Origin of the sequence: Acinetobacter sp. BD54, assembly GCF_044778325.1 — a bacterium.
Lineage (GTDB): Bacteria > Pseudomonadota > Gammaproteobacteria > Pseudomonadales > Moraxellaceae > Acinetobacter > Acinetobacter baumannii.
In genome coordinates this window covers 1-21,067 of sequence record NZ_JANJEP010000019.1, presented here as the reverse complement: position 1 = coordinate 21,067, position 21,067 = coordinate 1, and the positions used below count along the sequence as shown (strand labels likewise).

General features: G+C 40.3%; 23 protein-coding genes. All 23 read left to right on the top strand.

Annotated features, from left to right (window positions below):
- The first annotated feature begins 73 nt into the window (after positions 1-73).
- The 23 genes from NQ782_RS18860 (at position 74) to NQ782_RS18750 (ending at position 20,829) form a co-directional block, all read left to right on the top strand.
- The gene (locus NQ782_RS18860) at positions 74-241 is read left to right on the top strand and encodes a hypothetical protein (RefSeq protein ID WP_171071154.1); all 168 of its coding nucleotides are present in this window, start codon (positions 74-76) and stop codon (positions 239-241) included.
- A 10-nt stretch (positions 242-251) separates the two neighbouring features.
- Positions 252-1,685 carry a phage portal protein gene (locus NQ782_RS18855; protein ID WP_031980904.1) on the top strand — a complete coding sequence of 478 codons (1,434 nt, stop codon included), beginning with the start codon at positions 252-254 and terminating at the stop codon, positions 1,683-1,685.
- A complete protein-coding gene (locus NQ782_RS18850; protein ID WP_000028576.1) occupies positions 1,685-1,978 on the top strand; it encodes a head-tail connector protein in 294 nt (97 codons plus the stop codon). Before NQ782_RS18855 ends, NQ782_RS18850 begins: the two co-directional genes overlap by 1 nt.
- Positions 1,979-1,985: 7 nt before the next feature.
- Positions 1,986-2,342: a phage head closure protein gene (locus NQ782_RS18845; protein WP_031980902.1), complete on the top strand. Its 357-nt coding sequence runs from the start codon at positions 1,986-1,988 to the stop codon at positions 2,340-2,342.
- A gap of 3 nt (positions 2,343-2,345) precedes the next feature.
- Entirely contained in the window at positions 2,346-2,831 is a 486-nt protein-coding gene (locus NQ782_RS18840; protein WP_031980901.1) for an HK97-gp10 family putative phage morphogenesis protein, read from the top strand.
- Entirely contained in the window at positions 2,831-3,202 is a 372-nt protein-coding gene (locus tag NQ782_RS18835; protein ID WP_017724752.1) for a DUF3168 domain-containing protein, read from the top strand. The genes NQ782_RS18840 and NQ782_RS18835 overlap by 1 nt, the downstream gene beginning before the upstream one ends.
- 76 nt (positions 3,203-3,278) lie before the next feature.
- On the top strand, positions 3,279-3,752 hold the full coding sequence (locus NQ782_RS18830) for a phage tail tube protein (RefSeq protein WP_031980900.1): 474 nt from the start codon (positions 3,279-3,281) through the stop codon (positions 3,750-3,752).
- A complete protein-coding gene (locus NQ782_RS18825; RefSeq protein ID WP_031980899.1) occupies positions 3,752-4,267 on the top strand; it encodes a phage tail assembly chaperone family protein, TAC in 516 nt (171 codons plus the stop codon). The genes NQ782_RS18830 and NQ782_RS18825 overlap by 1 nt, the downstream gene beginning before the upstream one ends.
- A 35-nt stretch (positions 4,268-4,302) precedes the next feature.
- The gene (locus NQ782_RS18820) at positions 4,303-4,518 is read left to right on the top strand and encodes a hypothetical protein (protein ID WP_031978683.1); all 216 of its coding nucleotides are present in this window, start codon (positions 4,303-4,305) and stop codon (positions 4,516-4,518) included.
- Positions 4,519-4,659: 141 nt separating this feature from the next.
- Entirely contained in the window at positions 4,660-4,944 is a 285-nt protein-coding gene (locus NQ782_RS18815; RefSeq protein WP_000718016.1) for a hypothetical protein, read from the top strand.
- A 57-nt stretch (positions 4,945-5,001) separates the two neighbouring features.
- A complete protein-coding gene (locus NQ782_RS18810) occupies positions 5,002-8,673 on the top strand; it encodes a transglycosylase SLT domain-containing protein (protein ID WP_032028282.1) in 3,672 nt (1,223 codons plus the stop codon).
- 77 nt (positions 8,674-8,750) lie between these two features.
- Positions 8,751-9,080 (top strand): hypothetical protein, encoded by a 330-nt coding sequence (locus tag NQ782_RS18805; RefSeq protein ID WP_031980896.1) that lies wholly within the window; start codon positions 8,751-8,753, stop codon positions 9,078-9,080.
- Positions 9,073-9,414, top strand: coding sequence for a phage tail protein (locus tag NQ782_RS18800; RefSeq protein ID WP_000071085.1), 342 nt, complete (start codon positions 9,073-9,075; stop codon positions 9,412-9,414). Before NQ782_RS18805 ends, NQ782_RS18800 begins: the two co-directional genes overlap by 8 nt.
- Before the next feature lie 54 nt (positions 9,415-9,468).
- A complete protein-coding gene (locus NQ782_RS18795) occupies positions 9,469-10,773 on the top strand; it encodes a pyocin knob domain-containing protein (RefSeq protein WP_267581202.1) in 1,305 nt (434 codons plus the stop codon).
- Positions 10,757-11,566: a phage minor tail protein L gene (locus NQ782_RS18790; RefSeq protein WP_031980894.1), complete on the top strand. Its 810-nt coding sequence runs from the start codon at positions 10,757-10,759 to the stop codon at positions 11,564-11,566. Before NQ782_RS18795 ends, NQ782_RS18790 begins: the two co-directional genes overlap by 17 nt.
- A gap of 6 nt (positions 11,567-11,572) precedes the next feature.
- On the top strand, positions 11,573-12,328 hold the full coding sequence (locus tag NQ782_RS18785) for a C40 family peptidase (protein ID WP_000778497.1): 756 nt from the start codon (positions 11,573-11,575) through the stop codon (positions 12,326-12,328).
- A complete protein-coding gene (locus NQ782_RS18780) occupies positions 12,312-12,977 on the top strand; it encodes a tail assembly protein (protein ID WP_000920733.1) in 666 nt (221 codons plus the stop codon). The genes NQ782_RS18785 and NQ782_RS18780 overlap by 17 nt, the downstream gene beginning before the upstream one ends.
- Positions 12,978-13,033: 56 nt before the next feature.
- Complete coding sequence (locus tag NQ782_RS18775) at positions 13,034-19,015, top strand: phage tail protein (protein WP_001018922.1); 5,982 nt, start codon at positions 13,034-13,036, stop codon at positions 19,013-19,015.
- Complete coding sequence (locus NQ782_RS18770) at positions 19,015-19,194, top strand: hypothetical protein (protein WP_000323007.1); 180 nt, start codon at positions 19,015-19,017, stop codon at positions 19,192-19,194. Before NQ782_RS18775 ends, NQ782_RS18770 begins: the two co-directional genes overlap by 1 nt.
- 66 nt (positions 19,195-19,260) lie before the next feature.
- A complete protein-coding gene (locus NQ782_RS18765; RefSeq protein ID WP_000005351.1) occupies positions 19,261-19,536 on the top strand; it encodes a holin in 276 nt (91 codons plus the stop codon).
- Entirely contained in the window at positions 19,520-20,029 is a 510-nt protein-coding gene (locus NQ782_RS18760; protein ID WP_000066823.1) for a lysozyme, read from the top strand. Before NQ782_RS18765 ends, NQ782_RS18760 begins: the two co-directional genes overlap by 17 nt.
- Positions 20,029-20,397 (top strand): hypothetical protein, encoded by a 369-nt coding sequence (locus NQ782_RS18755; protein WP_032028976.1) that lies wholly within the window; start codon positions 20,029-20,031, stop codon positions 20,395-20,397. Before NQ782_RS18760 ends, NQ782_RS18755 begins: the two co-directional genes overlap by 1 nt.
- A gap of 234 nt (positions 20,398-20,631) precedes the next feature.
- Entirely contained in the window at positions 20,632-20,829 is a 198-nt protein-coding gene (locus NQ782_RS18750; protein WP_001186628.1) for a hypothetical protein, read from the top strand.
- Positions 20,830-21,067 lie beyond the last annotated feature (238 nt).

Genomic DNA, 21,067 nt, shown 5'->3' with positions numbered 1-21,067 from the left:
TAGAAAAAACAGCCCTTAATTGGGCTGTTTTTATATCTAAACATCACAATTGTTTAGCTATAGGAACAGTCTCATGAAAATTGAATATTTAAAGCAAATGCATGATGCCAATGTTGGTGACATAAAGGATGTACCAGACTTGGCAGCAAATGTCCTAATTAAAATAGGTGTTGCAAAGCCTTATGAAGAGCAAAAAAAGGCAGCCGCTAAACCTAAAAAAGAAGTAAAACCAATCGAATAAGGCGGTAATTATGGGCATTAGAGACTGGTTTAAAGGTAAAAAAAGCCTCCAAAGTGTCCATACTTCTGGGCAAAATGTTTGGAATAGTTTAACCGTTCAAGAGCCATATTCTGGCGCATGGCAGAAAAATGATGAATTAACACGCACTGAGCTGACAGCGTCCGATGCTGTATTTTCTTGTGTGAGCCTTATTTCTAAAGACATCGGCAAACTTCCTATTGTACTCAAAACTAAAGTTGATGGTGTTCTGGTACATGTTGACATCCCAGAAAAGCTTCGGGTGTTAAAAAAGCCAAATAACTATCAGACATGGCAACAGTTTCAAGAACAATGGACATCAAGTCTATTATTGCGCGGCAATACCTACGTTTGGAAATTACGCGATGCCTTTGGTGAGGTTTATCGAATGGTGGTTTTAAACCCCGATTTGGTAACACCGCTAATTGATAAAAATGGGAATGTCTTTTACCAATTAAGTAAGGATTGTTTGACTCAGGCAGAATCTGAAATTCTACCAGCTTCTGAAATTATTCATGATCGGATTAATACTTTTTATCATCCATTAGTAGGGCTATCACCAATTATGGCGTGTGGTGTAGTTGCAAAAATGGGGGTGAAAATCCTGAATAATGCTGCAAACTTCTTTGGAAATGGTAGTAGACCGGGTGGAATTCTGGTTGCTCCCGGTCCAATCGCAAAAGAAAAGGCAGAAGAAATTCAAGCGAGATGGAATCAAAACTATTCTGGGTCTAATTATGGCAAAACTGCTGTGATTGGTGATGGAATGACTTATACAGTTTTAGGTATGAGTGCTGCAGATTCCCAAATGCTTGAGCTTTTAGAAATGTCAGGCCGTGTTGTTTGTAGTGTATTTAATGTCCCTCCCTTCAAGATAGGCATTGGAACTGTTCCAGATGACCCAGAAAAGGCAAACGGTATTTATTATTCTGATTGCTTGCAAGCATTTATCGAATCTCGTGAAAACTTGATTGATGAAGGATTAAACCTAGAGTCATTTAAGGTAGAAAGCTTTCTTGATATTGACACTTTAATACGTATGGACTCGGAAAGATTCCACAACATGATTCGTGAAGATGTCAAAGGCTGTATTTTAACGCCAAATGAAGGCCGAGCAAAAATTGGAATGCTTCCTGTTCTTGGTGGTGATGCAATTTATATGCAACAACAAAACTTCTCACTTGAGGCACTTTCAAAGCGGGATTCTAAAGACGATCCATTTGGAAAATCTGAATCGTCATCTCAAAAAACAAATGATGCCCAGAAATCTTTTGATTCACTTTATCAAGGCGTTTTTTCTGTTAATGAAAAATATCAAATGGGCCAATTTGTGACCCATAAAGGAAGTCTGTGGCACTGTGAAAAGGATCATACTGGCGAATTTGATCATGCTAACTTTAAGCTTTGCGTGAAGGGGGCTAAATAATGTCAATTACAGATTTGGCCACTGTCAAGGCTCACTTGCGGTATGACTCAAACGACAATGATTTAGAGCTAGAAGCATATAGAGAAGCAGCAGAACAAGCCGTCTTAGATTATGTGACCGATGAATTTGCAGATGGCAATTATCCAAATCAATTTAAAGTAGCGGTTCTTCTTCTGTGCGGTTATTACGATAGCAATCGAAATCTTGAAAGCGAAATGCTGGTCGATGGCAATTATTTACCTCCACCTGTTAGAGCCTTGCTCTATAAATTTCGCAATCCTACTGCTATTTGAGGTATTTATGGGACAGAAAGCAAGCGACCTACGTTACCGCATCACTATTCAAAAGCCCATCCAAACCCAAGATCAAAACACAGGAAAATTAATCACCTCATGGTCTAATTTTGCAACAATTTGGGCAGAAGTTACTGATCTTTCAACAAGGGATGTTATTGCGGCAAAAGCAGCAAACAGCGCAATACAAGCCCGCGCAAAAGTTCGTTATAGCAGTACAACAAAGCAAGTTGATAGCACAATGCGGGTACTTTTTGATGGGTACTTTTACAAGATTGATGGTAACCCTATCCGAGATCCAGACTCACGCCGTGAGTATTTAACTATCAACCTTGCAACAGGTGATAAAGCATGGAATGTGTGATTTATGGCTACTCAAATACATGGCTTGGAGCCTGCTTTAAGAAAAATGCAGGCAATCGGTAATGAAAAAACTGTAAAACGTATTGCCCGTAAAGCGATGCGGCAGGCAATGAATATTGCAAGAGATGCAGCTCGTCAAAAAGTTAAACGCCTAGATGATCCTACCACTCCAGAAAAAATCTGGAAAGAAATTGTGGTTCAAAATGGCCGGAGTAGAAATAAAAACACTTTGGTTATGCGCGTGGGGGTGCGTGGTGGGGCACGTATTCCATATACAAATAATGCCCAAAATAGACGTTCTGGGCGTGTTGGAAAAACGTATCAAACAGATGGGCGAGTCTTTTACTGGCGATTCCTTGAGTTAGGTACAAGTAGACAGCCCGCCACCCCATTTTTAAGACCAGCGCTTTACGAAAACATTGAACAGATAACAGATAAGTTTGTTCAAGTATTTAATTTTGAACTCAGTGTGGTTTTAGGTGCAGCTTAATGATTGATGTTCCAATTTTTAATTTAGCCAGAGCAGATCCAGCGGTTAAGGCTCTACTTGAAAGCGATGGAATTTTGCGAGTCTGGAAGTTTGGAAGTGCTCCAGATGAGCCACAAGCGCCATATGTGACATGGCAAACAATTTCTGGTGATTCAAATAGCAACCTTGATTCACGTCCTGTTTCAGATAATGCAATTATTCAAATTGATGTATATGCAACTGATGAGGATGTTGTTGATCAGGTTGCGAAAGCAATTCGCTTTGCAATTGAACTTGATTGTTATGTAGTTCGATATGGTGAAGCAGATAAGGACCCAGTAACAGGAATGCCTCATTATTCATTTGATGTTAGCTGGATCATAAACCGCTAATAAAACTTAAACCATATTTTCACTTAGCACCCATTTCGGGTGCTTTTTTTATGCCTAAAATTAAGGAGCGCTCTTAATGGCTAATGTTAAAACTCAAAAAACACAGTTATTTACTGTGTTAAATGGTCAAGTGGTTCGTTTTGTTTGCTCTAAACGGATTGACTTGGGGCAAGATTCATTTCAAAAAATTGATGTAACTTGTCTTGATGCAGAATCAAAACAGTATGTTCGCGGTATGCGTGATCCTGGTGAAGGTGCAATAGAAATCGATTACGATGATACGAACACCAGTCATGACAAGTTAATTGAAATTGCCGAATCTGGAGAGATTTTAGAGTGGCATGTTGGCTCAGGCCATGCAGCAACACCACCAACTTACGATGAAACAACTGGGATTGATCTACCAAAGGATCGTATGTGGTGGTCATTCAATGGTTATATTAATCCTACTGCACCGAATGCATTTGAAGTCGATTCTGTAGTTGGTTATTCATTCACATTAATTCGTACTTCTGGTGTAACTCCAACTAAACGTACGGTGACTTCATAATGGCTAAGATCAGCATTACAGACTTAAAACAGAGTGTAACTACTCTAAACGTTCCGGTTAAAAAAGCCGTCAAGTGGAATGTTGAAGTAACAGAAAGTAATGTTGCTTCACTTAAAAAATTGACCAAAAATTCATTGTTAGAACTTGGTGAAACGGTTGAGCTTGAAGCTGATATTTTTGTTAAAAAAATGAACTTCAAGGAAAGTCGCGAGGCATCCAAAGCAATTGAATGGGATCTTAATTATGAGAATCTTGAGGATTCAAAGGTTAAGAAAATCGACTCAACTCACATGCAAGCTGCTCAATTACTTGGTTCAATTTGCTCAGATCAAAAGGGGACACCTTTTTTCTCAACTGTTAATGACATCTATAAGGCAGAGCCTAGTTTAATAAATGCTATGTATGCTGCTGCCGATGAAGTTAATAATTTTTTGGGAAAGTCTCGGAAGAAGAGCTTGCAGACAGAGAACTCCTCATTGAACTCGTCCTCAATGGAATCGGTGGAAACACCTTAGAAGAAGCTGAACAAAAACTTTCACATAGAGAGTTGATGTATTGGAGAGCCTACCGTCAAAGGTATGGCTCTCTTTTCTTCGGTCGCCGTTTAGAGCAAAGCTTTGGAAGCTGGATGGCACATTACACAGGCTTCAAAGTTAAAGAGGGAACAAAAGTAGACCCTTATATATTTATGCCTCATGAAACGCCTCCAGACGATGACAATTCATTGTCATTAGAGGAGTATTTTGAGAAGTATCATAGTAACTAGCCCTGCCATAAGGTGGGGCATGTGACATTTACATACCGTTTTGTTAAATTGAAGAAAATTGAAAAACGGTGTGTAAATGAATAAGTTTTTAATTATTGTTATTTTGGACAGCAAAATACATTAAAGAGGCATAAGGACAATATGAAAAAGATATTTATTTTTTTAGTTTTGATCAATTTAGTTGGGTGCTCTAATGATAAACCAAAAGAATATTTTGAGGGAGGTTTCGATTCAATGGAGAATTGTATCCGTGATGTTAAGATTAGATCAAAACACACACCAGTCGTTGAACTAATGAATGATACAAAGGTTAGTGGTAGCTTTGATGGACTAAAAAGGTCACAAGGAATCTGGACATGCGAGATAAAGCAGAATAAGACAGGCTATCCTTTTTATGGTTTTTTTAGTATTGAAAAGGATTTATAGTTTTTCTAAAAACAACTAACCGCTGAAAGGCGGTTTTTTTATGCCTGGAGAAAAGAAATGGCTACAAATTCACTTGGCAGATTAACACTGGATCTAGTGGTTCAGACGGCTAGTTTTTCAGAGCCACTAAGTAGAGCTGAACGGCAGGCGCGAACATCGAGTCAAGGGATTGCCAATTCTTTAAATATTGCAGCTATTGCTGTAAGTGCATTAAGTGGTGCGGTGGCTGGTCTTTCAGTGGCTCAACTTGTTAATTTTAGTGATCAAGTTATTCAGACTGGAAATGATATTCAAAAGTTTTCAAAACTTGCGAATGCTTCAGTGCGTGAATTTCAGTATTACGCTAAAGGGGCAGAAACTGCTGGAATTTCATTGGAATCTTTTGCAGATAAAATGAAAGACATGCAAGATCGTATAGGCGATTTTCAGCAAACAGGTGGTGGGCCTTTAGCTGACTTTTTCACCAATATAGCCCCTAAAGTTGGTGTAACGATTCAACAGTTTCAAAAGCTGTCCGGTCCAGAAGCACTTCAACTATTTTATAACTCATTGGAAAAAGCTGGAGCCTCTACCAATGATATGAAATTCTACATGGAAGCAATCATTTCAGATTCTTCTTTACTTATACCATTGCTAGAAAATGGTGGTGAAGGATTTAAAAAATGGGGTGACGCGGCTGAAAAAGCTGGTGCAATCATGTCTGATGATTTGGTTAAAAGCCTAGCTCAAGCAAGAGAAAACCTTCAATTAATGGATTTACAATGGCAGGGAGTCGAGGCAAGACTTGTAAATAATGTTGTTCCTGCTATCGAAACAGTTATAGAGAATTGGGATGATATTAAAGCGGTAACTATTGCCGTATCTGCTGGCATTGCAACTAGATTTGTTCCTGCTTTGGTTGTCGCTACATATCAACTTGGGCAAACTGCTATTTTTGCAGTTCGTGCGGGCGTGGGCTTAGCAAGCTTTGCAAGATCTGCTGGCGCTACAGCTGGAGTCATGGCTTTACTTGGTGGTCCTGCTGGATTGGCAATGTTAGCAACACAAATTGCTGTAGCTGGTGGTGCATATTTATTGATGACCAAACACACTCAAGATGCAACAAGTGCATTTGAAGAGCAAGGTTTAGCAATTAGTGAACTTCGAGAAAAATATAAAAGCTTTACCGCAGCACAGTTAGCTATAAAAGGTATTGAGGCAAGTGAGGAGGTTGAAAAACAAACCAGAGAACTAAAAAGTCTTCTTACAGCGTTAGAACAATTTGAAAACGACTTGAAAGTTCAAGGTGATATTAAGCAATTTACAGCGATTCAAGCGTACCTTGCTAGCTTAAAACAAGGTGGGGATGAAGCTAAGAATGCTTTTGCTCAGCTACAAAAGCAAGGCTTGGTTAGTGAGAGTACACTTAAGTTTGTTGCTGAATTAGATACAAAAATTAATGCTGCAAATAACTCTATAGATCGTCAAAAAGAGATCCAAAAATTAGTTAAAGATGTTACTGATGAGACAACTAAATCACAGCAAGCTCAAGCAAAAGCTGTCAAAGACTCTACTAAGGCATGGCAATCACTGACACAAAAACAACGTGACTACATTACCCAAGCCAAACAAGATGTGCTTAGAGAAGGATATATCAAGACACTTGTAAGAGAGGGGGTAAGTGTAGATAAAGCGAATGTTTATGCTGATGCACAGATCGCAGCAAATGGAGAAAATGCTTTTAAAGCACCATTGCCAAAGGATGTGCTACTTGCTGCCCGCGAGAACTTCAATCTAAAAAACTATACTTTTAGTAAAGACGAGTTGGCGGCAATTGCTCGTGCACAAGGTATTGCTAAGGCAAATAATTTTGCTCAGATTGAAAGTTTGTATGGTTTGCCTGCTGGAACACTTGCTGCCTTGATTCTTCAAGAGTCTGGGGCGAATGCTGGAGCAAAAAGTCATACTGGGGCAACAGGTCTTTTCCAAACAACGAGTGTATTTAGAAAACAGTATGGCCTTAATTCAAAAAGTTCGATTGAAGAAGTTGCAACAGCAGCGGCAAAAGACTTGCAAAAACACTACCAAGATTTTGGTGATCGTGCAAAAGCCTTAATGGCCTACAATGCAGGTGCAGGTGGCTTAAGAACCTATTTGAAAGGTGGTCTATCAGATAGCAAGCGCAAAGAGGTTGCTGGTTACGTACCCGGTTTCCAAAAATGGTTCGCCGGAGTATCTGGAAAATCTACTGTAGACAATTCAATTTTAATGCCTACACAGGCAGATCAACTTGAATTAATCAACAAAGCTGCCGAGTCTCAACAGGCTATTGATGAGGCAAGAAAAGAAGTTAACGCACGGTATTACACTGAAGCTCAACGACTTGCAAAGGAGCATCAAGATAATATTGATAAGATCACACTTGCGTACGCTGGTACACCGCAGTTAAAAGAAAAGCTTGCTCAAGAGAATGCATTATATGCCGCTCAAATTGCAAAACTTGAGTCTGATAAAAAGGAAGAGTACAACCAGTACTTTGCTTTTGAAACTGATCGAATCAAGCAGATTGAACAAAACTTTGATCGACAAAAAGAGTTAATCGACTCTAATGCCGAGTATGAGTACGGGAAATCGAAAAAAGCTTTAGAGATTAAAGCTGCTCTTGAGCGTCAAAAACAAGTTGAAATTGCTGCCGTAAAACGCGAAGAAGATGCACAAATTCAGTCGGCGTTTGAGGGTTATCTAAATCAGACTGAAATTGTTGTGAAGCGTTACCAACGTGAACGTGAAGAAATACTTCAAACTTATAGTTTAAGTAAACGTGTTCGCGAAGAGATGGCAAAATCTAAGGATTATGCAATTTTTGAAACTTTAAACCAAGCTTCTGACAGCGTCTTTCAAGTTGGTCAGAACTCTGCTCAATCTCTATTTAATAGACTTAATCCTGAAGAGTTTTCAAAGTTTAATTTGCAAAATCAATATTCTTCAGATTTCGGAGGACTCCAAACATCCTACAACGATGAAGTTGCTGGAATAAGTGCAATATCAGATGAGAATCTTCGCAATTCTATGCTTTTAGATGCACATGAGCAGTATTTGCAATCGAAAGCCGCACTTGATGCAGATTACGCACAAAAAGAGCGTGATTTGGATCAACAGAATTTTGAAACCAAGATGCAAGTTTATTCGCAAATTGCTGGAATGACTGGGCAGGTCTTTTCAGACATGACCGCACTATTAGAGCAAAGTGTTGGGAAGTCAAATGCACTTTACAAAACTATGTTCTTTGCCTCTAAGGCTGCTTCAATAGCTCAAGCAATTGTTAACACGGAAGAGGGGGCTACAAAAGCACTGGCACAAGGTGGCGCTTATGGAAGTGTTTTGGCTGGAGTTGTTAGGGCAACAGGTTATGCTTCAGTTGGTATCATGGCAGCTCAAACAATCCAAGGTATGGCCCACAACGGTATAGATAATATCCCGCGTGAAGGTACATGGCTTTTAGATGGTGGTGAACGTGTACTAAATCCTCAACAGAACAAAGATTTGACGAATTATTTAAATAATCGTCAAAACGGGGCTAGTGAGGGCAATGTACAAATTAGTCAGCAAATTACGTTTGCTGATGGATCTGCAAGCGTCAATACACAAGGGCAAAAGCAAATTGCTGAATCTCTGAATAATGCAATGGACGCATGGGCTAGACGCGAAAGCCGTCAAGGTGGTGTCTTGTTTAATCTAGTGAGACGCTAATTACCCAAGTTTAACCACTTAAACCCAAATAAACCCACTTTACTGAGTGGGTTTATTGCTTTTCAGGAAGTGAGAATATGAAAAGATATTTTATAGCATTCCTCTTTGCTTTTTTGATAACTGCAGTTTTTTACATAAGTTTAAGTTTGATTAAGTCTAATCATATTGCATATGCAACAGGCTTTGTATTTGGTTTGGCGCTCACCCTCATTTTTAAAAAACAATCTAAGAGTTCTAAAGCTGCAGAGCTACTAAACAAACATGTAAAAGAATGGGCAGTTCGTGAAAGTAGGCGGGCAGGTTTATTGGCTCCAGATCATGACACGACTAGTTTAGAAAATTGCAAAAAACGTTTTAAAGATAGTCCGGTAAGTATGAAAGTTGAGTGGTCAAAAAAAGATGAGTAATCGTAAATTCACTTGGTGCCAAGATCTAGAAGGCAACTCTGGTTCACAGAGCTTTAATACTTTGTCATCTAAGTTTGGTGATGGATATGAGCAAAATGTCTCAATAGGAATCAATAACCGAACAGGTACTTGGCAATATTCACGGACAGCAAAAAAAGCCGAAATTATGCAAATCAAAGCATTCTTTGATGATCACAAAGGTGCTGACTCGTTTCTTTGGGATTCACCTTTAGACGGTGAGGTCCGAGTAAAAACAGGTGAATATCAACCCCGCTGTTTGGGCGGTGATGTTTGGCAAATCTCTACGACATTCACCCAAGTCTTTTATCCTTAATTTTTAATCTCTTTGAAGCCCCTCTTTAGGGGCTTTTTTTATGCGAGTAAGAAAATGACTAAGCAAGTTATTAATGTTGGTTCAGCTGCAAATGACGGATCAGGAACACCAGCTCGAACAGCTTTCCAGTATGTGAATGCCAACTTTTCTGAGCTATATGATTTCCTAACCGGAACCACTAATGCAACCACACTCCCCGCAGCTCTACCAATTGCAAAGGGTGGTACAGGCGCAACTACGGCAGCTACTGCACGAACTGCATTAGGATTAGGTGATGCTGCAACAATGACAAAAACCACCAGTAATACAGATGCAACTTTAGGGCGATCTTTAGCTGTTGGAAATTTTGGTATCGGGCGTGGAATTCGAGTTATAGACACAGATGCATCTGGAGACTTAAATAAGGTTATTACTCCTGGTTTTTATGGCAATGATACTTTTGCGTCTGGAACATTGGCTTTAAATTTTCCAGTTGCAGGTCAAGTGGGGACATTGATTGTCACTGATATCAGTGGGTCAAATAACTATAGAGCACAAATTTATATTCCGTTAACTGGTGGTTCAGTAAGCGGAAACTTTTTCTTTCGATCGACTTCAGATTTAGGTGCGACTTGGAGTCCGTGGACACGTTTAATTAGTAGCAATTCATTAGATTATCAACGATTACTTAACAATGGTTTTGCTGCAAATAAAAACTTGGGGTCAACAGCATTATCCGGTTTTGATGCAGGTGGTTCATATATTGGGTTACAAAGTACTGGAGCTGGTGCTACCTCAGCTGGTGATTATCCTTTAGCCCAAGCTCAATACATTATTGGTATGAATGCTGGGAACACTGCAGAACACGCTGCACATTTAAGTATTGCAACTTCAGTAACCTATATCGGCTTTAGACGTAAATCATATCAAGGCGCTTATACACCGTGGTACGCATTGCGCGGAGAGCATAACACCACAGTCGATGCAAACGGATTTATCAAATCCGCTTCACCCGTTGCTAAACTCTTTGCTGATTCAATTGAGTTAAACGATGACGCACAAAAACAGCCAATTACTTTAGAAAAATTAGGTGTTGGTGATTATCTGATTAAAGGCTCATTAGGTTTTGCTCAAGAAGGTTGGTATATCGAAATGCCAAAGGATGCAAACGGTAACGTGTTGGTTGCTGTAGCTTATAAGCAACTTGAAAATAATGACATCTCAATTAAGACATACAAGAAGAAGTTTGATATTGAAACTGCTTCGATTGTTCCTGATCTTGAAAATCCTGTAGATATTCCTGAAGGTCGTAATATTGACATCCGTTTCCATGAAGAAATTGTATTAGAGGAGACACTACCAGATGACATTGAACAGTGATTTCCAGAAACTTTATGTAGACGGCCTTATAACATTGTATGAATTAGATGCCAGCAGCTTAGGTGCTGGCATTTTACGTTTCCATGGACATATTTCTTATGAAGACTGGGAAAAAATTTATGTCTCAGCGGATTTGACGAGCTGGAAAGCTGATACAGCAACAATCAAGGCTGATAAAGTTTTTAATATCGGCGATCAGAAAGTATGGATGCGAAATATTATTTGGCAAGGTCAAGTATTTGAGCCAATGGCGCTTGAAGTCTCTGGCCTTGAAATGCGTTCGGATGGTAAAGCTTCTGCACCGACTTTAAGTATGGCCAACAATATTAATGGAATTCAAAATGCTTTATCTGCCTATTGTTTGCAATTTAAAGACTTTGCTGGGGCTAAACTTAAAGTCATTACCACACTTGCTAAATATCTGGATGCCGAAAACTTCACGGCAGGTAATCCTACTGCTTCAAATGAGTTCAAGGAGCAGCTTTGGTATATCGAGCAAAAAACATCCGAAAATGCCCAGCAAGTGACCTTTGAGCTTTCAAATCCAATTGATTTTGAAGGGTTGAAAATTCCTGTACGTCAAATTACTTCACTTTGTCATTGGTGCATGATGGGAAATTACCGTGGTGAGGAATGTGGATATACCGGAGCGGCAATGTTCACCGATAAAGATGAGCCTACCAATGATCCAGCTTTAGATCGATGTAGTGGGAGTTTGCGTTCATGCCGCTTACGATTTGGTGAAAACAAGCCATTACCTTTCGGCGGGTTCCCAGCTTCAAGCTTATTGTGAGGTTTTATGAAACTTACAGCAAAAACCAAAAAAGCAATCATGACCCATGCCGATGAATGCTATCCGCATGAATGCTGTGGGGTAATTGTTGGAAAAGAATATATCCGCTGCCGCAATGTTTCAGCTCAATCTGATCAGTTTGAAATCCATCCTGAAGATTTAGCTATGGCTGAAGATCAAGGCGAAATCTTAGCTTATGTGCATTCCCATCCAGATGGAACAACAAGAGCATCGGAACTCGATCTGATTCAGATTGAACTACATAAAAAGCCATGGGTAATTTGTTCATATCCGGATCTGGATTTTCAAATCTACGAGCCGTGTGATTATCGCGCCCCTTTAGTGGGGCGTAATTATTTTCATGGCTGGCAAGATTGCTATGCACTTATACGTGATTTTTATAGCCGTGAGTTAGGTGTGGAGCTGTTGGATTTTCAGAGAAAAGATGCTTGGTGGGAGGATAAATCCCATCCATCACTTTATCTTGAAAACTATGAAAAAGCAGGCTTCTATGAAGTAGATACACCACAATATGGCGATATGCTTGTTTGTCGTGTTGGGCGTACTGAGCATCCCAATCATGCGGTTGTTTGGCTGGGTGATAATGGTCAGCTTAAATCTGAACAGACAGAACAATGCATAGGTTCAAGTTTAATACTGCATCATCCGTATAACAGAAAGTCAGTACGCGAAATTTATGGTCAACAGTGGCGTGAACGTACTGTAAAAATCTTGAGGCACAGAGATGTTAAAAACAATTAAGTTATATGGCGTTTTGGGTAAAAAATTTGGACGTGAATATAAGCTAGATGTCGCCAATACTCGTGAAGCTATGCGGGCTTTATCAGTTCAGATCGCTGGCTTTGAGCATTTTATGTTGCATGCACATGAGCAGGGCCTACGCTTTGCCGTGTTTTTAAAAAGAAAGAACTCAAGTAATAAACGAGGCAAGAAACGCCCAGCCATTTACGATCATGAAACTAAGCGCCTAATCACTGGTGACAATATCGGTGAAGAACAGCTTGATATGAATACTGAAGCTGAGGTTATTCATATTGTTCCACGTGTAGTTGGTGCAGGCGGTAATGGAATATTACAGACTGTATTGGGTGCTGTGATGGTCGTGGTGGGGGTTTTAGTAACTGTAGGCACATTGGGCGGTGGAGCACCACTCGGTGCTGCATTGATTGGCTCAGGTATTGGAATGATGCTTGGTGGAGTGGCCATGATGCTTATGCCTAAAGTATCTACCACTCAAGATCAAAACCAAGATGGCAACAGAGCAAACGAAGGTTTTGGCGGTGCAGTGACTACAGTGGCGCAAGGCAATCCTGTACCCATTCTATATGGGCAGCGTGAAGTAGGTGGATTCATTGTCAGTGCTGGTCAGTATCCAGAAGATCAGATGTAGTTTTTTAATCTTTTACAGGCGCTTTTTAGCGCCTTTTTTATTGCGTGAGATTTGATATGGCGATTGTAAAAGGCGCAAAAAAAGGCAATCAACAAGCTAGACAGCCAGTAGTTGCCCCAGATTCAGCACAATCTAAAACCTACATTAAAGTTTTATACGGTATTTCCGAAGGGCCGATTGAAGGCTTGGCAAATGGTCTTCAATCCGTTTTTCTTGAGGAAACGCCGCTAGAAGGTCCAACTGGAACTCTTAATTTTGACAATGTAAAAACAGATTTCCGTAATGGTACTAATGATCAGGAATATATAGAAGGTTTCCCTGCTGTTGAAAATGAGACAGCAATAGATGTTGAGTTGAAATCAGGCACGCCTTGGGTAAAAGCATTTAATAATCTAGATCTGGATGCCGTCCGTGTACGTTTCAAATGGGGTCCTTTGCGTACTCAAGACGCAACAAATGGGGATGTGAGCGGATTAACAATTGAGTATGCGATTGATTTGCAGACTGATGGCAATAGTTGGAGTGAAGTATTAAGAGCTAAAATTTCAGATAAGACTTCGGCAAATTATGAGCGTGCTCACCGTATTGACCTACCAAAGGCTGATAGTGGCTGGTTATTGCGAGTTCGACGTATTACCCCTAACTCATCTTCTGAATATATCAGCGACAAGATGTATGTATCTGCGGTAACAGAGGTAATTGATGCAAAATTACGTTATCCAAATACTGCTTTACTTGGTCTTCAATATGATGCCGAGACTTTTGGAAACGTAGCAAAAGTTGCTATGGATACAAAGGGTAGGCTCCTAAAAGTTCCTACTAATTACAATCCAGCAACACGGCAATATGTTGGAATGTGGGACGGCACTTTCAAAGAGGCTTATTCCAATAACCCGGCATGGATCTATTACGATATATGCACCGTAGACCGTTATGCTTTGGGTGACCGATTAACCCCACTCATGGTTGATAAGTGGTCTTTATATCGTTTAGCACAATACTGTGACCAAATGGTGCCGGATGGTCTAGGGGGGCAGGAACCACGCTTTACTTGTAACGTTTATCTTCAGAGCGCAGAAGGTGCATTTGAGATTTTAACTAAGTTAGCTGGTGTGTTTCGTGCGATAACGTTTTGGGATGGTAATAGCATTATTTGCGATGCGGATATTCCCCAAGATACATATTTCACTTATACACGTGCCAATGTCATTGATGGCAATTTTGAATACTCAGGAACCCGTGCGCGTGATCGCCATAATGTTGTAAAAATTGCGTGGGATAACCCAGCTAATCACTACAAAACCGAATATGAGTTTGTTCGTGATGAGAAAGCAATTGCTGAAGCGGGCCAAGTTCGTATTTTGGAAATTGATGCTTGGGGATGCACTTCGCGCGGACAAGCGCAGAGAGCAGGTCACTGGGCTTTAAAGTCAGAGCAACTTGAAACACGTACAGTGTCTTTCAAAGTTGGTCTAGATGGACACATTCCTTTGCCGGGGAAAGTAATTGAAGTTGCTGATCCTCTATTTGCAGGTCGTGCAAATGGTGGTCGTGTATCTGCTATTTCGGCAGATCGTAAAAGTATTACTTTGGACCGAGATAATGTGGTTGCAAAAGCTGGCGACCGACTCGTAATTAATGGTGAAAATGGCAAAGCCCAAACACGTATTGTTCAGTCAATAGCAGGTAGAGTTATTACAGTAACCACGGCTTTTGATGTGAATTCGATTGCTGTGCTAAACATTTGGGTTTTAGATGCTCAAGACTTGGCAACAATGAAGTTTCGGGTCATCTCTATTACTCAAGATGATAAACATCAATTTAGCATTACCGCTCTTCAATACAATCCTTCAAAGTTTGATGCAATCGACACTGGAGCACATTTTGAAGAAGCACCTATTTCAATTGTTAATCCTACTGTTCAGGATGCGGTTACAAACGTCACCATTACAAGTGAAAGCCGAGTAGATCAAGGTATTAATGTTGCCACAATGATTGTGTCATGGGCACAAGCCCGTGGAGCAGTTAAGTATCTGGTTGAGTGGCGTAAAGATGACGGGAGCTGGATTAAATTACCACTGACAGGCAATAACTCGGTAGAGGTACCAGGTATTTATGCGGGTCAATATCAGGCGCGTGTAACAGCAATTTCAGCATTTGAAATTTCTTCTTTACCGGCATACTCAGTTTTGACTGCATTGACTGGTAAGCAGGGGTTACCACCAAAATTAGCTTTTATCCGAGCGATTGGCACAATGTTCGGAATGAAAGTGGAATGGGGATTTCCTGCAACTGGCGCATTAGATACTGCATATACGGAAATTGAATATTCTACGACTTCCAATGGTGCCAATATTCAGCCTCTGGGTTCTTATGCTTATCCAACGACTTCACTACAGCAGCAGGGTTTGGCTGCTAATGTGACACTCTGGTATCGGGGGCGGTTGGTTGACCGGATCGGTAATAAAGGGGATTGGTCTAGTTGGGTTAGTGGCACTTCAACTGCACAGGCGAATGATATTCTTGATGCGCTTGATGGCTTAATTTCTGCAACGCAGTTAGATCAGGACTTAAGAGATACGATCAATAAGATTGATACGATTGAAGGTCTTGATGGAGATATCGGAAATTTAATTGACAAAGTTACTGCTCTTGAGGGTGAAATTGATTCTGCGAATGCAGCAATCGATGCTGAAACCCAGCAAAGAGTAAGTGATGTTTCTGGATTAAACGATAGCCTTACACAAGAAATTAGTGATCGAATTGCAGCAGATGCAGCTGAAGCACAAGCCCGTGCAGATGCAATTGCACAAGAATCTTTGGTACGGCAGGGTGAAGTTAAGCAAGTTTCTGATGCCGTTGCGAAAGAAACCAATGACCGCATTGCTGCAGTTAAAGGTGTCAGTGATGGTTTAACTCAAGAGATTCAGGCTAGAACTGATGGTGACCAGCAGATTCTTAATGCTGTCACTACCTATAAAGAAAGCACCGACACATCAATTGCAGCTGTTCAAGAATCGGTTGATATTGTTGCAGATGACTTACATGCTACAGCAACAAAACTTGATGGAGTTTATGCTCAAGTAGCCCCACTTACAGCTGATCAGAACAACTGGACCGCAGATAATGGAAGTAACCAAGCTGCTGCTTGGACGATTCAGTCAGCATTTGCTGAAGGTGATTTAGCCCTTAGTAAGCGCATTGATGTCGTTAATGCTCAGGTAGGAAATAACCAAGCAGCTATTCAGCAAGAAGCCTTAGCAAGAGTCAATGGTGATAGCGCACTAAGCCAAAGAATTGATACTTTAAGTTCAGATTTTGGCAATAACAATGCTTCTGTTCAGCAAAAACTTATTGCTCTGGCTGATGCTGATGGTGCACAGGTTCAGGCACTGAATAATTACATTGCTTCCAATGACTTGGCTCTGGCTTCGGTTATAGACGATGTAACAGCAGTTGTAGATGATACTAGTGCAAATACACAAGCAATTGATGGATTAAGAGCCAGTGTAAAGGTTGCCACGGATGATGCTGGTAAAGCACTTGAAAATAGTGCTACTGCCATAAGCAAGGCTGATACAGCGGTGTCTCAGGCAGGTTCAGCTTCATCAATGGCACAGGAAGCAACAGCAACTGCACAATCGGCAAGTTCAAAAGCAGATGGTGCTATTAATACAGCCAATACCGCTAGTAGTGATGCTGCAACTGCAAAAACCAATGCTGCAACTGCTTTAAGTAAAGCTCAAGCTGCTGCTGATGCTTCTAGTGCCAATGCATCATCTATTGATGAAATCAATGTTGCTTTAGAGGATAAAGCATCAACTGGTGCACTTGAAGAAGTTAAAGCGAGTGTTGAGGATATTGATGGCGTTGTTAAAGCTCAAACGCAGAAGCTTGATGGTGTTTATGCAAAAGTTACGCCATTAACTGCTGACCAAAACAACTGGACAGCTGATAGTGGTAGCAACCAAGCAGGGGCGTGGACAATTCAGTCTGCTTATGCTGATGGCGATTTAGCTTTAAGTAAGCGCATTGATACTGTTTCAGCTTCAGTTGGTGAAAACACTGCACTAATTCAACAGGAAGCTACAGCAAGAGCGAATGGTGATGCTGCTACGGTACAAGCTTTAAATGTTTATAAAGCGAGTAACGATGCAGCTTTATCAGCAGTGAGTCAACGAGTTGATATTAATACCGCAGACAATGAGGCAACTGCTTTAAAGGTTGATGCGATTGATGTCAGGGTTAAAACAACAGAGGAGAAAACAGGGCAGGCTCTCGAAAATAGTGCCACAGCGGTAAGTAAATCTGAAGCAGCAGTTTCGGAAGCTGGGTCTGCTGTTACTGTAGCAAATCAGGCAAAAGCAACAGCTGGCACTGCAAGTAGTGATGCTGCAACAGCTAAGGCAAATGCAGCCACAGCACTATCACAAGCCAATGCAGCAGCAGATGCATCTAGTGCTGCAATTGAGCGTGTTGAGTCTGTAGAGGCTGAGCTTAGTGACAAGGCCTCAACAGGTTATGTGGATAGTGTGAAAGCTACCGTTGATGAGCAGGGTGATTTGATCAATGCAAATACTGAGCGATTAAGCGGAGTCTATGCAAAAGTTACCCCACTAACCGCAGATAGTACTTCACTAACTGCGGACAGCTCATCAACAGAGGCTGGCTCATGGTCATTACAGTCAGCAGCAGCTGAAGGTGACTTGGCTCTAAGTAAGCGGATTGATATTACTCAGGCTCAGATAGATGAAAATAAGGCAACTATTGCTTCTGAATCTACTGCACGTGTAAATGCTGATAGCGCACTTGGGCAACGAATAGATACAGTGCAGGTGCAATTTTTAAGTAATTTGGCAACTGTACAGAGTGAAGTTAAAACGGTCAGTGATGCTCAAGGGGCTACAGCAGGTAAAGTCGATACGATTCAATCAACTGTCGATGGACATACTGCAAGTATTCGAACTCAGCAAGATGCTATTGATGGGATAAGTACACAGTACACTGTCAAACTCGATACAGGAGGTTATGTTGCTGGATTTGGTTTGATGAATTCTGGCAAGTCATCTAACTTTATTATTCGTGCTGATATGTTTGCGATTGCCCCACCTGCTGCAAATGGTAATGCGGCCAAATATGCATTTGTTTATCAGGCTTCACCAGTCACGTTACCAAATGGCACTGTGATTCCAGCAGGTTTAAAGCTTGATGATGCGGTAATCGGAACGGTTAATGCGGATAAGCTCTGGGTAGAGAAACTTAGCTCAATTAGCTCTGATCTTGGTGCACTTAAGGCTAAATCTGCCAACATTGAAGATGGAGCAATTCAAACAGCACATATCGGCAATGCTCAAGTGGATACGCTGAAAATCAAAGATAATGCTGTAACAGTTCCAGTTTCAGCATTTGCTGAGATTTCGGTCGCAGTAAATACTGAGTATGTCACGATTCAGACTTTGGCAGTTCCATCTGATATGGGGCATACAACTTTAACTTTTGGTGCCGTATTTAGTTTTACTGGATACAGCCCTAAACAACAGGTTTTATGCCGTGTACTTAAGAATGATCAAGTCGTTTTTGAGGATCTGGAAGTTCACTTTATTGAGCACAGTTCTGTTGCTTTAATTACTGATGCAAATGGCTCACATAACCATAATGGCTCAACTGTGAATGTCTCAGGTAATACCGGACAAGATGGTTCACATAGTCATAGCTTTAATGCGAGTGGTACAACAGGTTCAACAAATGCGGGAGGGGATTATCATAGCCATTCATTCAATGCCAATGGCAGTACAAACAGTAATGGTTCACATAGTCATAGTGTTAATTTAAGTGGCAATGTAGTGATGTCAGAAGGTGGTGCACATACGCACAATATTACTGTGCAAGGCAATTCTCGTAGTGCTGGAACCTTGAATATTTCAAGACATGATTCAACTGGCATTGCTGGAACTTTTAAATTACAACTTAAAGCAGTGTCAGGTGGCTCAATGAATGTGTCACAGCGTTATATTCATGCAATGACGATGAGGAAGTAATGGCATATTTTGCAGTTTATGAGGTTGAAACTGGTGAAATACAAAATTTAATTGAGTGCCCTAAGTTTCTAGTTGAAACAATTCATCTTGAAGAGGGGCAACAGTTTTTAGAAGTGGATCATCAAGTATCAGCAAATAAGTATTTAGTTAAAAATGATGAGTTAGTTTTAAGAGATTAACTCATTCAATAGTTATGAAGCACCCATTTCGGGTGCTTTTTTATTGCCTATTTCTGGAGAAATAAAATGTCTGAAACCCAGTCTGCACTTGAAGCTAGTGCAGCAACATTAACATCAAAAGTAACAGCAACTAGCGGTGTGGGGTCATTTATCGGATTTGCAGCAAAGATCGATGTTATTGCATGGGGTGGTTTAGTAATCGCTGCACTTGGTTTGGCTGTACAGCTTTATTTTGCTTGGGCGCGTAATCGCCGTGAGAAGGTAGAGCATAAGTTACGAAAGGCAGAGTACGAGCTACGTATTAAAAAGTTAAAAGGTGACTGTAATGTCAAACAAGACTAAATATATTGCAGCAGTCTTAGCAGCTTCGGCTGCTTTTTTTGTGGGCGTAAAAAACGATGAAGGGTTTACATCAAAGCCAGTAATTCCCGTTAAAGGGGATCGGCCAACACAGGGCCATGGTTCTACATTTAAACCCGATGGCTCACCAGTAAAAATGACAGATCCACCAATTACACGCGCGACTGCAGATAAATGGTTGCGTAATGATGTCGCAAAACGTGAAGTAGCATTTAAAGATTCATTGAAGGGCGTGAAATTATCACAAACTGAATATGACCTTTACTTGGATTTTTCATATCAGTACGGGGTACCAACATTCGCAAAATCATCAATGCTTAAACACTTGAAAGCTGGTCAATATAAAGCGGCTTGCGACTCATTACTTAAATATAAGTACGTTGCAAAGCGCGATTGCTCTATTCGTAAAAATGGATGCTATGGCGTCTGGACTAGACAGCTTGAAAGACATGCTAAATGTATAGGAGCGCAGTGATGTGGATTGTATTTGCAGCTAAATATTGGCGAGAAATCATTATTGTGTTTCTCGCTTTTTTATTGGCCATATCTTTGGCCGTACTCAATTACAAAACTGGTCAGCTAAAAGAAGCTGAACAAAAGTGTCAATCTCAGATCCAAGAGATTGAGCGCAAGAATTTGAAAGCTCTTGCAGAAAAGCAAAATCAGATCAATAAAGTGAGCGCAGACTATGAGCAAGTCAAAGCAGAGCAAAACACTAAAGTCGAATATATTGAGCGTGAAGTGCAAAAGATCGTGGAGCGTCCTGTTTATAAGTCTAGCTGTATTGATGATGACGGGATGCAGCAACTCAATGAACTCATTAAAGCTGGTAATACCAGCTAACCTCATCCAAGCATGCCCTAATTTAAATGAAATTGAGGGTACAACTGGCAAAGATTTAATGATCTGGTCAGTTGATACAGTTGCAAAATATAATGACTGCAAAGCAAGACACGGTGCGCTTGTGAAGGCTCTTGAGTAATGACTTTTTAGTGTGCAATTATTTGCTCAATAATCTGGATAATTGCACATTTTGAGCAAAATTATTCTCATCTCTTTTTCTCTCGAGGTTTTATCATGCAGCAATTAATGATTATGGTCACAGAAGTTGGAAAGCTTGAGCACACATGTAATTTGCTTGCTGAGGTAAACAAAGGCGGTAAAGTCATAAAGGTTTTCGACTACAACGGTAATCAATTACCAATCAACATTGATGGAACCGTGACATTTAATAGACGCCGTTGGGAACTTCCCATTAAAGTAGATTTAAAATAATTTTGAATGTAGTTTAAAAAATACGTAAAACAAGACAAATGCAGATTTAAAAAATAGTGCAACAAAAGTGTAGTAATCTTATTTAACCTACTGATTTATATAAGTAACAACCGCTCTAAATTGAGCGCTTTTTATTGAATTTAATTAAAATATGTTTTAATAAAAAATATAAAAAACAATGATTTATAAATTTAATTTAATTTGCTTGCAATTCAAATTGCATAGAATTTAAAATCAA

What these genes read in the sequence shown, in the direction of transcription:
- NQ782_RS18860 (WP_171071154.1), top strand. Translation starts at nt 74, where the DNA reads ATGAAAATTGAATATTTAAAGCAAATGCATGATGCCAATGTTGGTGAC.
- NQ782_RS18855 (WP_031980904.1), top strand. Translation starts at nt 252, where the DNA reads ATGGGCATTAGAGACTGGTTTAAAGGTAAAAAAAGCCTCCAAAGTGTC.
- NQ782_RS18850 (WP_000028576.1), top strand. Translation starts at nt 1,685, where the DNA reads ATGTCAATTACAGATTTGGCCACTGTCAAGGCTCACTTGCGGTATGAC.
- NQ782_RS18845 (WP_031980902.1), top strand. Translation starts at nt 1,986, where the DNA reads ATGGGACAGAAAGCAAGCGACCTACGTTACCGCATCACTATTCAAAAG.
- NQ782_RS18840 (WP_031980901.1), top strand. Translation starts at nt 2,346, where the DNA reads ATGGCTACTCAAATACATGGCTTGGAGCCTGCTTTAAGAAAAATGCAG.
- NQ782_RS18835 (WP_017724752.1), top strand. Translation starts at nt 2,831, where the DNA reads ATGATTGATGTTCCAATTTTTAATTTAGCCAGAGCAGATCCAGCGGTT.
- NQ782_RS18830 (WP_031980900.1), top strand. Translation starts at nt 3,279, where the DNA reads ATGGCTAATGTTAAAACTCAAAAAACACAGTTATTTACTGTGTTAAAT.
- NQ782_RS18825 (WP_031980899.1), top strand. Translation starts at nt 3,752, where the DNA reads ATGGCTAAGATCAGCATTACAGACTTAAAACAGAGTGTAACTACTCTA.
- NQ782_RS18820 (WP_031978683.1), top strand. Translation starts at nt 4,303, where the DNA reads ATGTATTGGAGAGCCTACCGTCAAAGGTATGGCTCTCTTTTCTTCGGT.
- NQ782_RS18815 (WP_000718016.1), top strand. Translation starts at nt 4,660, where the DNA reads ATGAAAAAGATATTTATTTTTTTAGTTTTGATCAATTTAGTTGGGTGC.
- NQ782_RS18810 (WP_032028282.1), top strand. Translation starts at nt 5,002, where the DNA reads ATGGCTACAAATTCACTTGGCAGATTAACACTGGATCTAGTGGTTCAG.
- NQ782_RS18805 (WP_031980896.1), top strand. Translation starts at nt 8,751, where the DNA reads ATGAAAAGATATTTTATAGCATTCCTCTTTGCTTTTTTGATAACTGCA.
- NQ782_RS18800 (WP_000071085.1), top strand. Translation starts at nt 9,073, where the DNA reads ATGAGTAATCGTAAATTCACTTGGTGCCAAGATCTAGAAGGCAACTCT.
- NQ782_RS18795 (WP_267581202.1), top strand. Translation starts at nt 9,469, where the DNA reads ATGACTAAGCAAGTTATTAATGTTGGTTCAGCTGCAAATGACGGATCA.
- NQ782_RS18790 (WP_031980894.1), top strand. Translation starts at nt 10,757, where the DNA reads ATGACATTGAACAGTGATTTCCAGAAACTTTATGTAGACGGCCTTATA.
- NQ782_RS18785 (WP_000778497.1), top strand. Translation starts at nt 11,573, where the DNA reads ATGAAACTTACAGCAAAAACCAAAAAAGCAATCATGACCCATGCCGAT.
- NQ782_RS18780 (WP_000920733.1), top strand. Translation starts at nt 12,312, where the DNA reads ATGTTAAAAACAATTAAGTTATATGGCGTTTTGGGTAAAAAATTTGGA.
- NQ782_RS18775 (WP_001018922.1), top strand. Translation starts at nt 13,034, where the DNA reads ATGGCGATTGTAAAAGGCGCAAAAAAAGGCAATCAACAAGCTAGACAG.
- NQ782_RS18770 (WP_000323007.1), top strand. Translation starts at nt 19,015, where the DNA reads ATGGCATATTTTGCAGTTTATGAGGTTGAAACTGGTGAAATACAAAAT.
- NQ782_RS18765 (WP_000005351.1), top strand. Translation starts at nt 19,261, where the DNA reads ATGTCTGAAACCCAGTCTGCACTTGAAGCTAGTGCAGCAACATTAACA.
- NQ782_RS18760 (WP_000066823.1), top strand. Translation starts at nt 19,520, where the DNA reads ATGTCAAACAAGACTAAATATATTGCAGCAGTCTTAGCAGCTTCGGCT.
- NQ782_RS18755 (WP_032028976.1), top strand. Translation starts at nt 20,029, where the DNA reads ATGTGGATTGTATTTGCAGCTAAATATTGGCGAGAAATCATTATTGTG.
- NQ782_RS18750 (WP_001186628.1), top strand. Translation starts at nt 20,632, where the DNA reads ATGCAGCAATTAATGATTATGGTCACAGAAGTTGGAAAGCTTGAGCAC.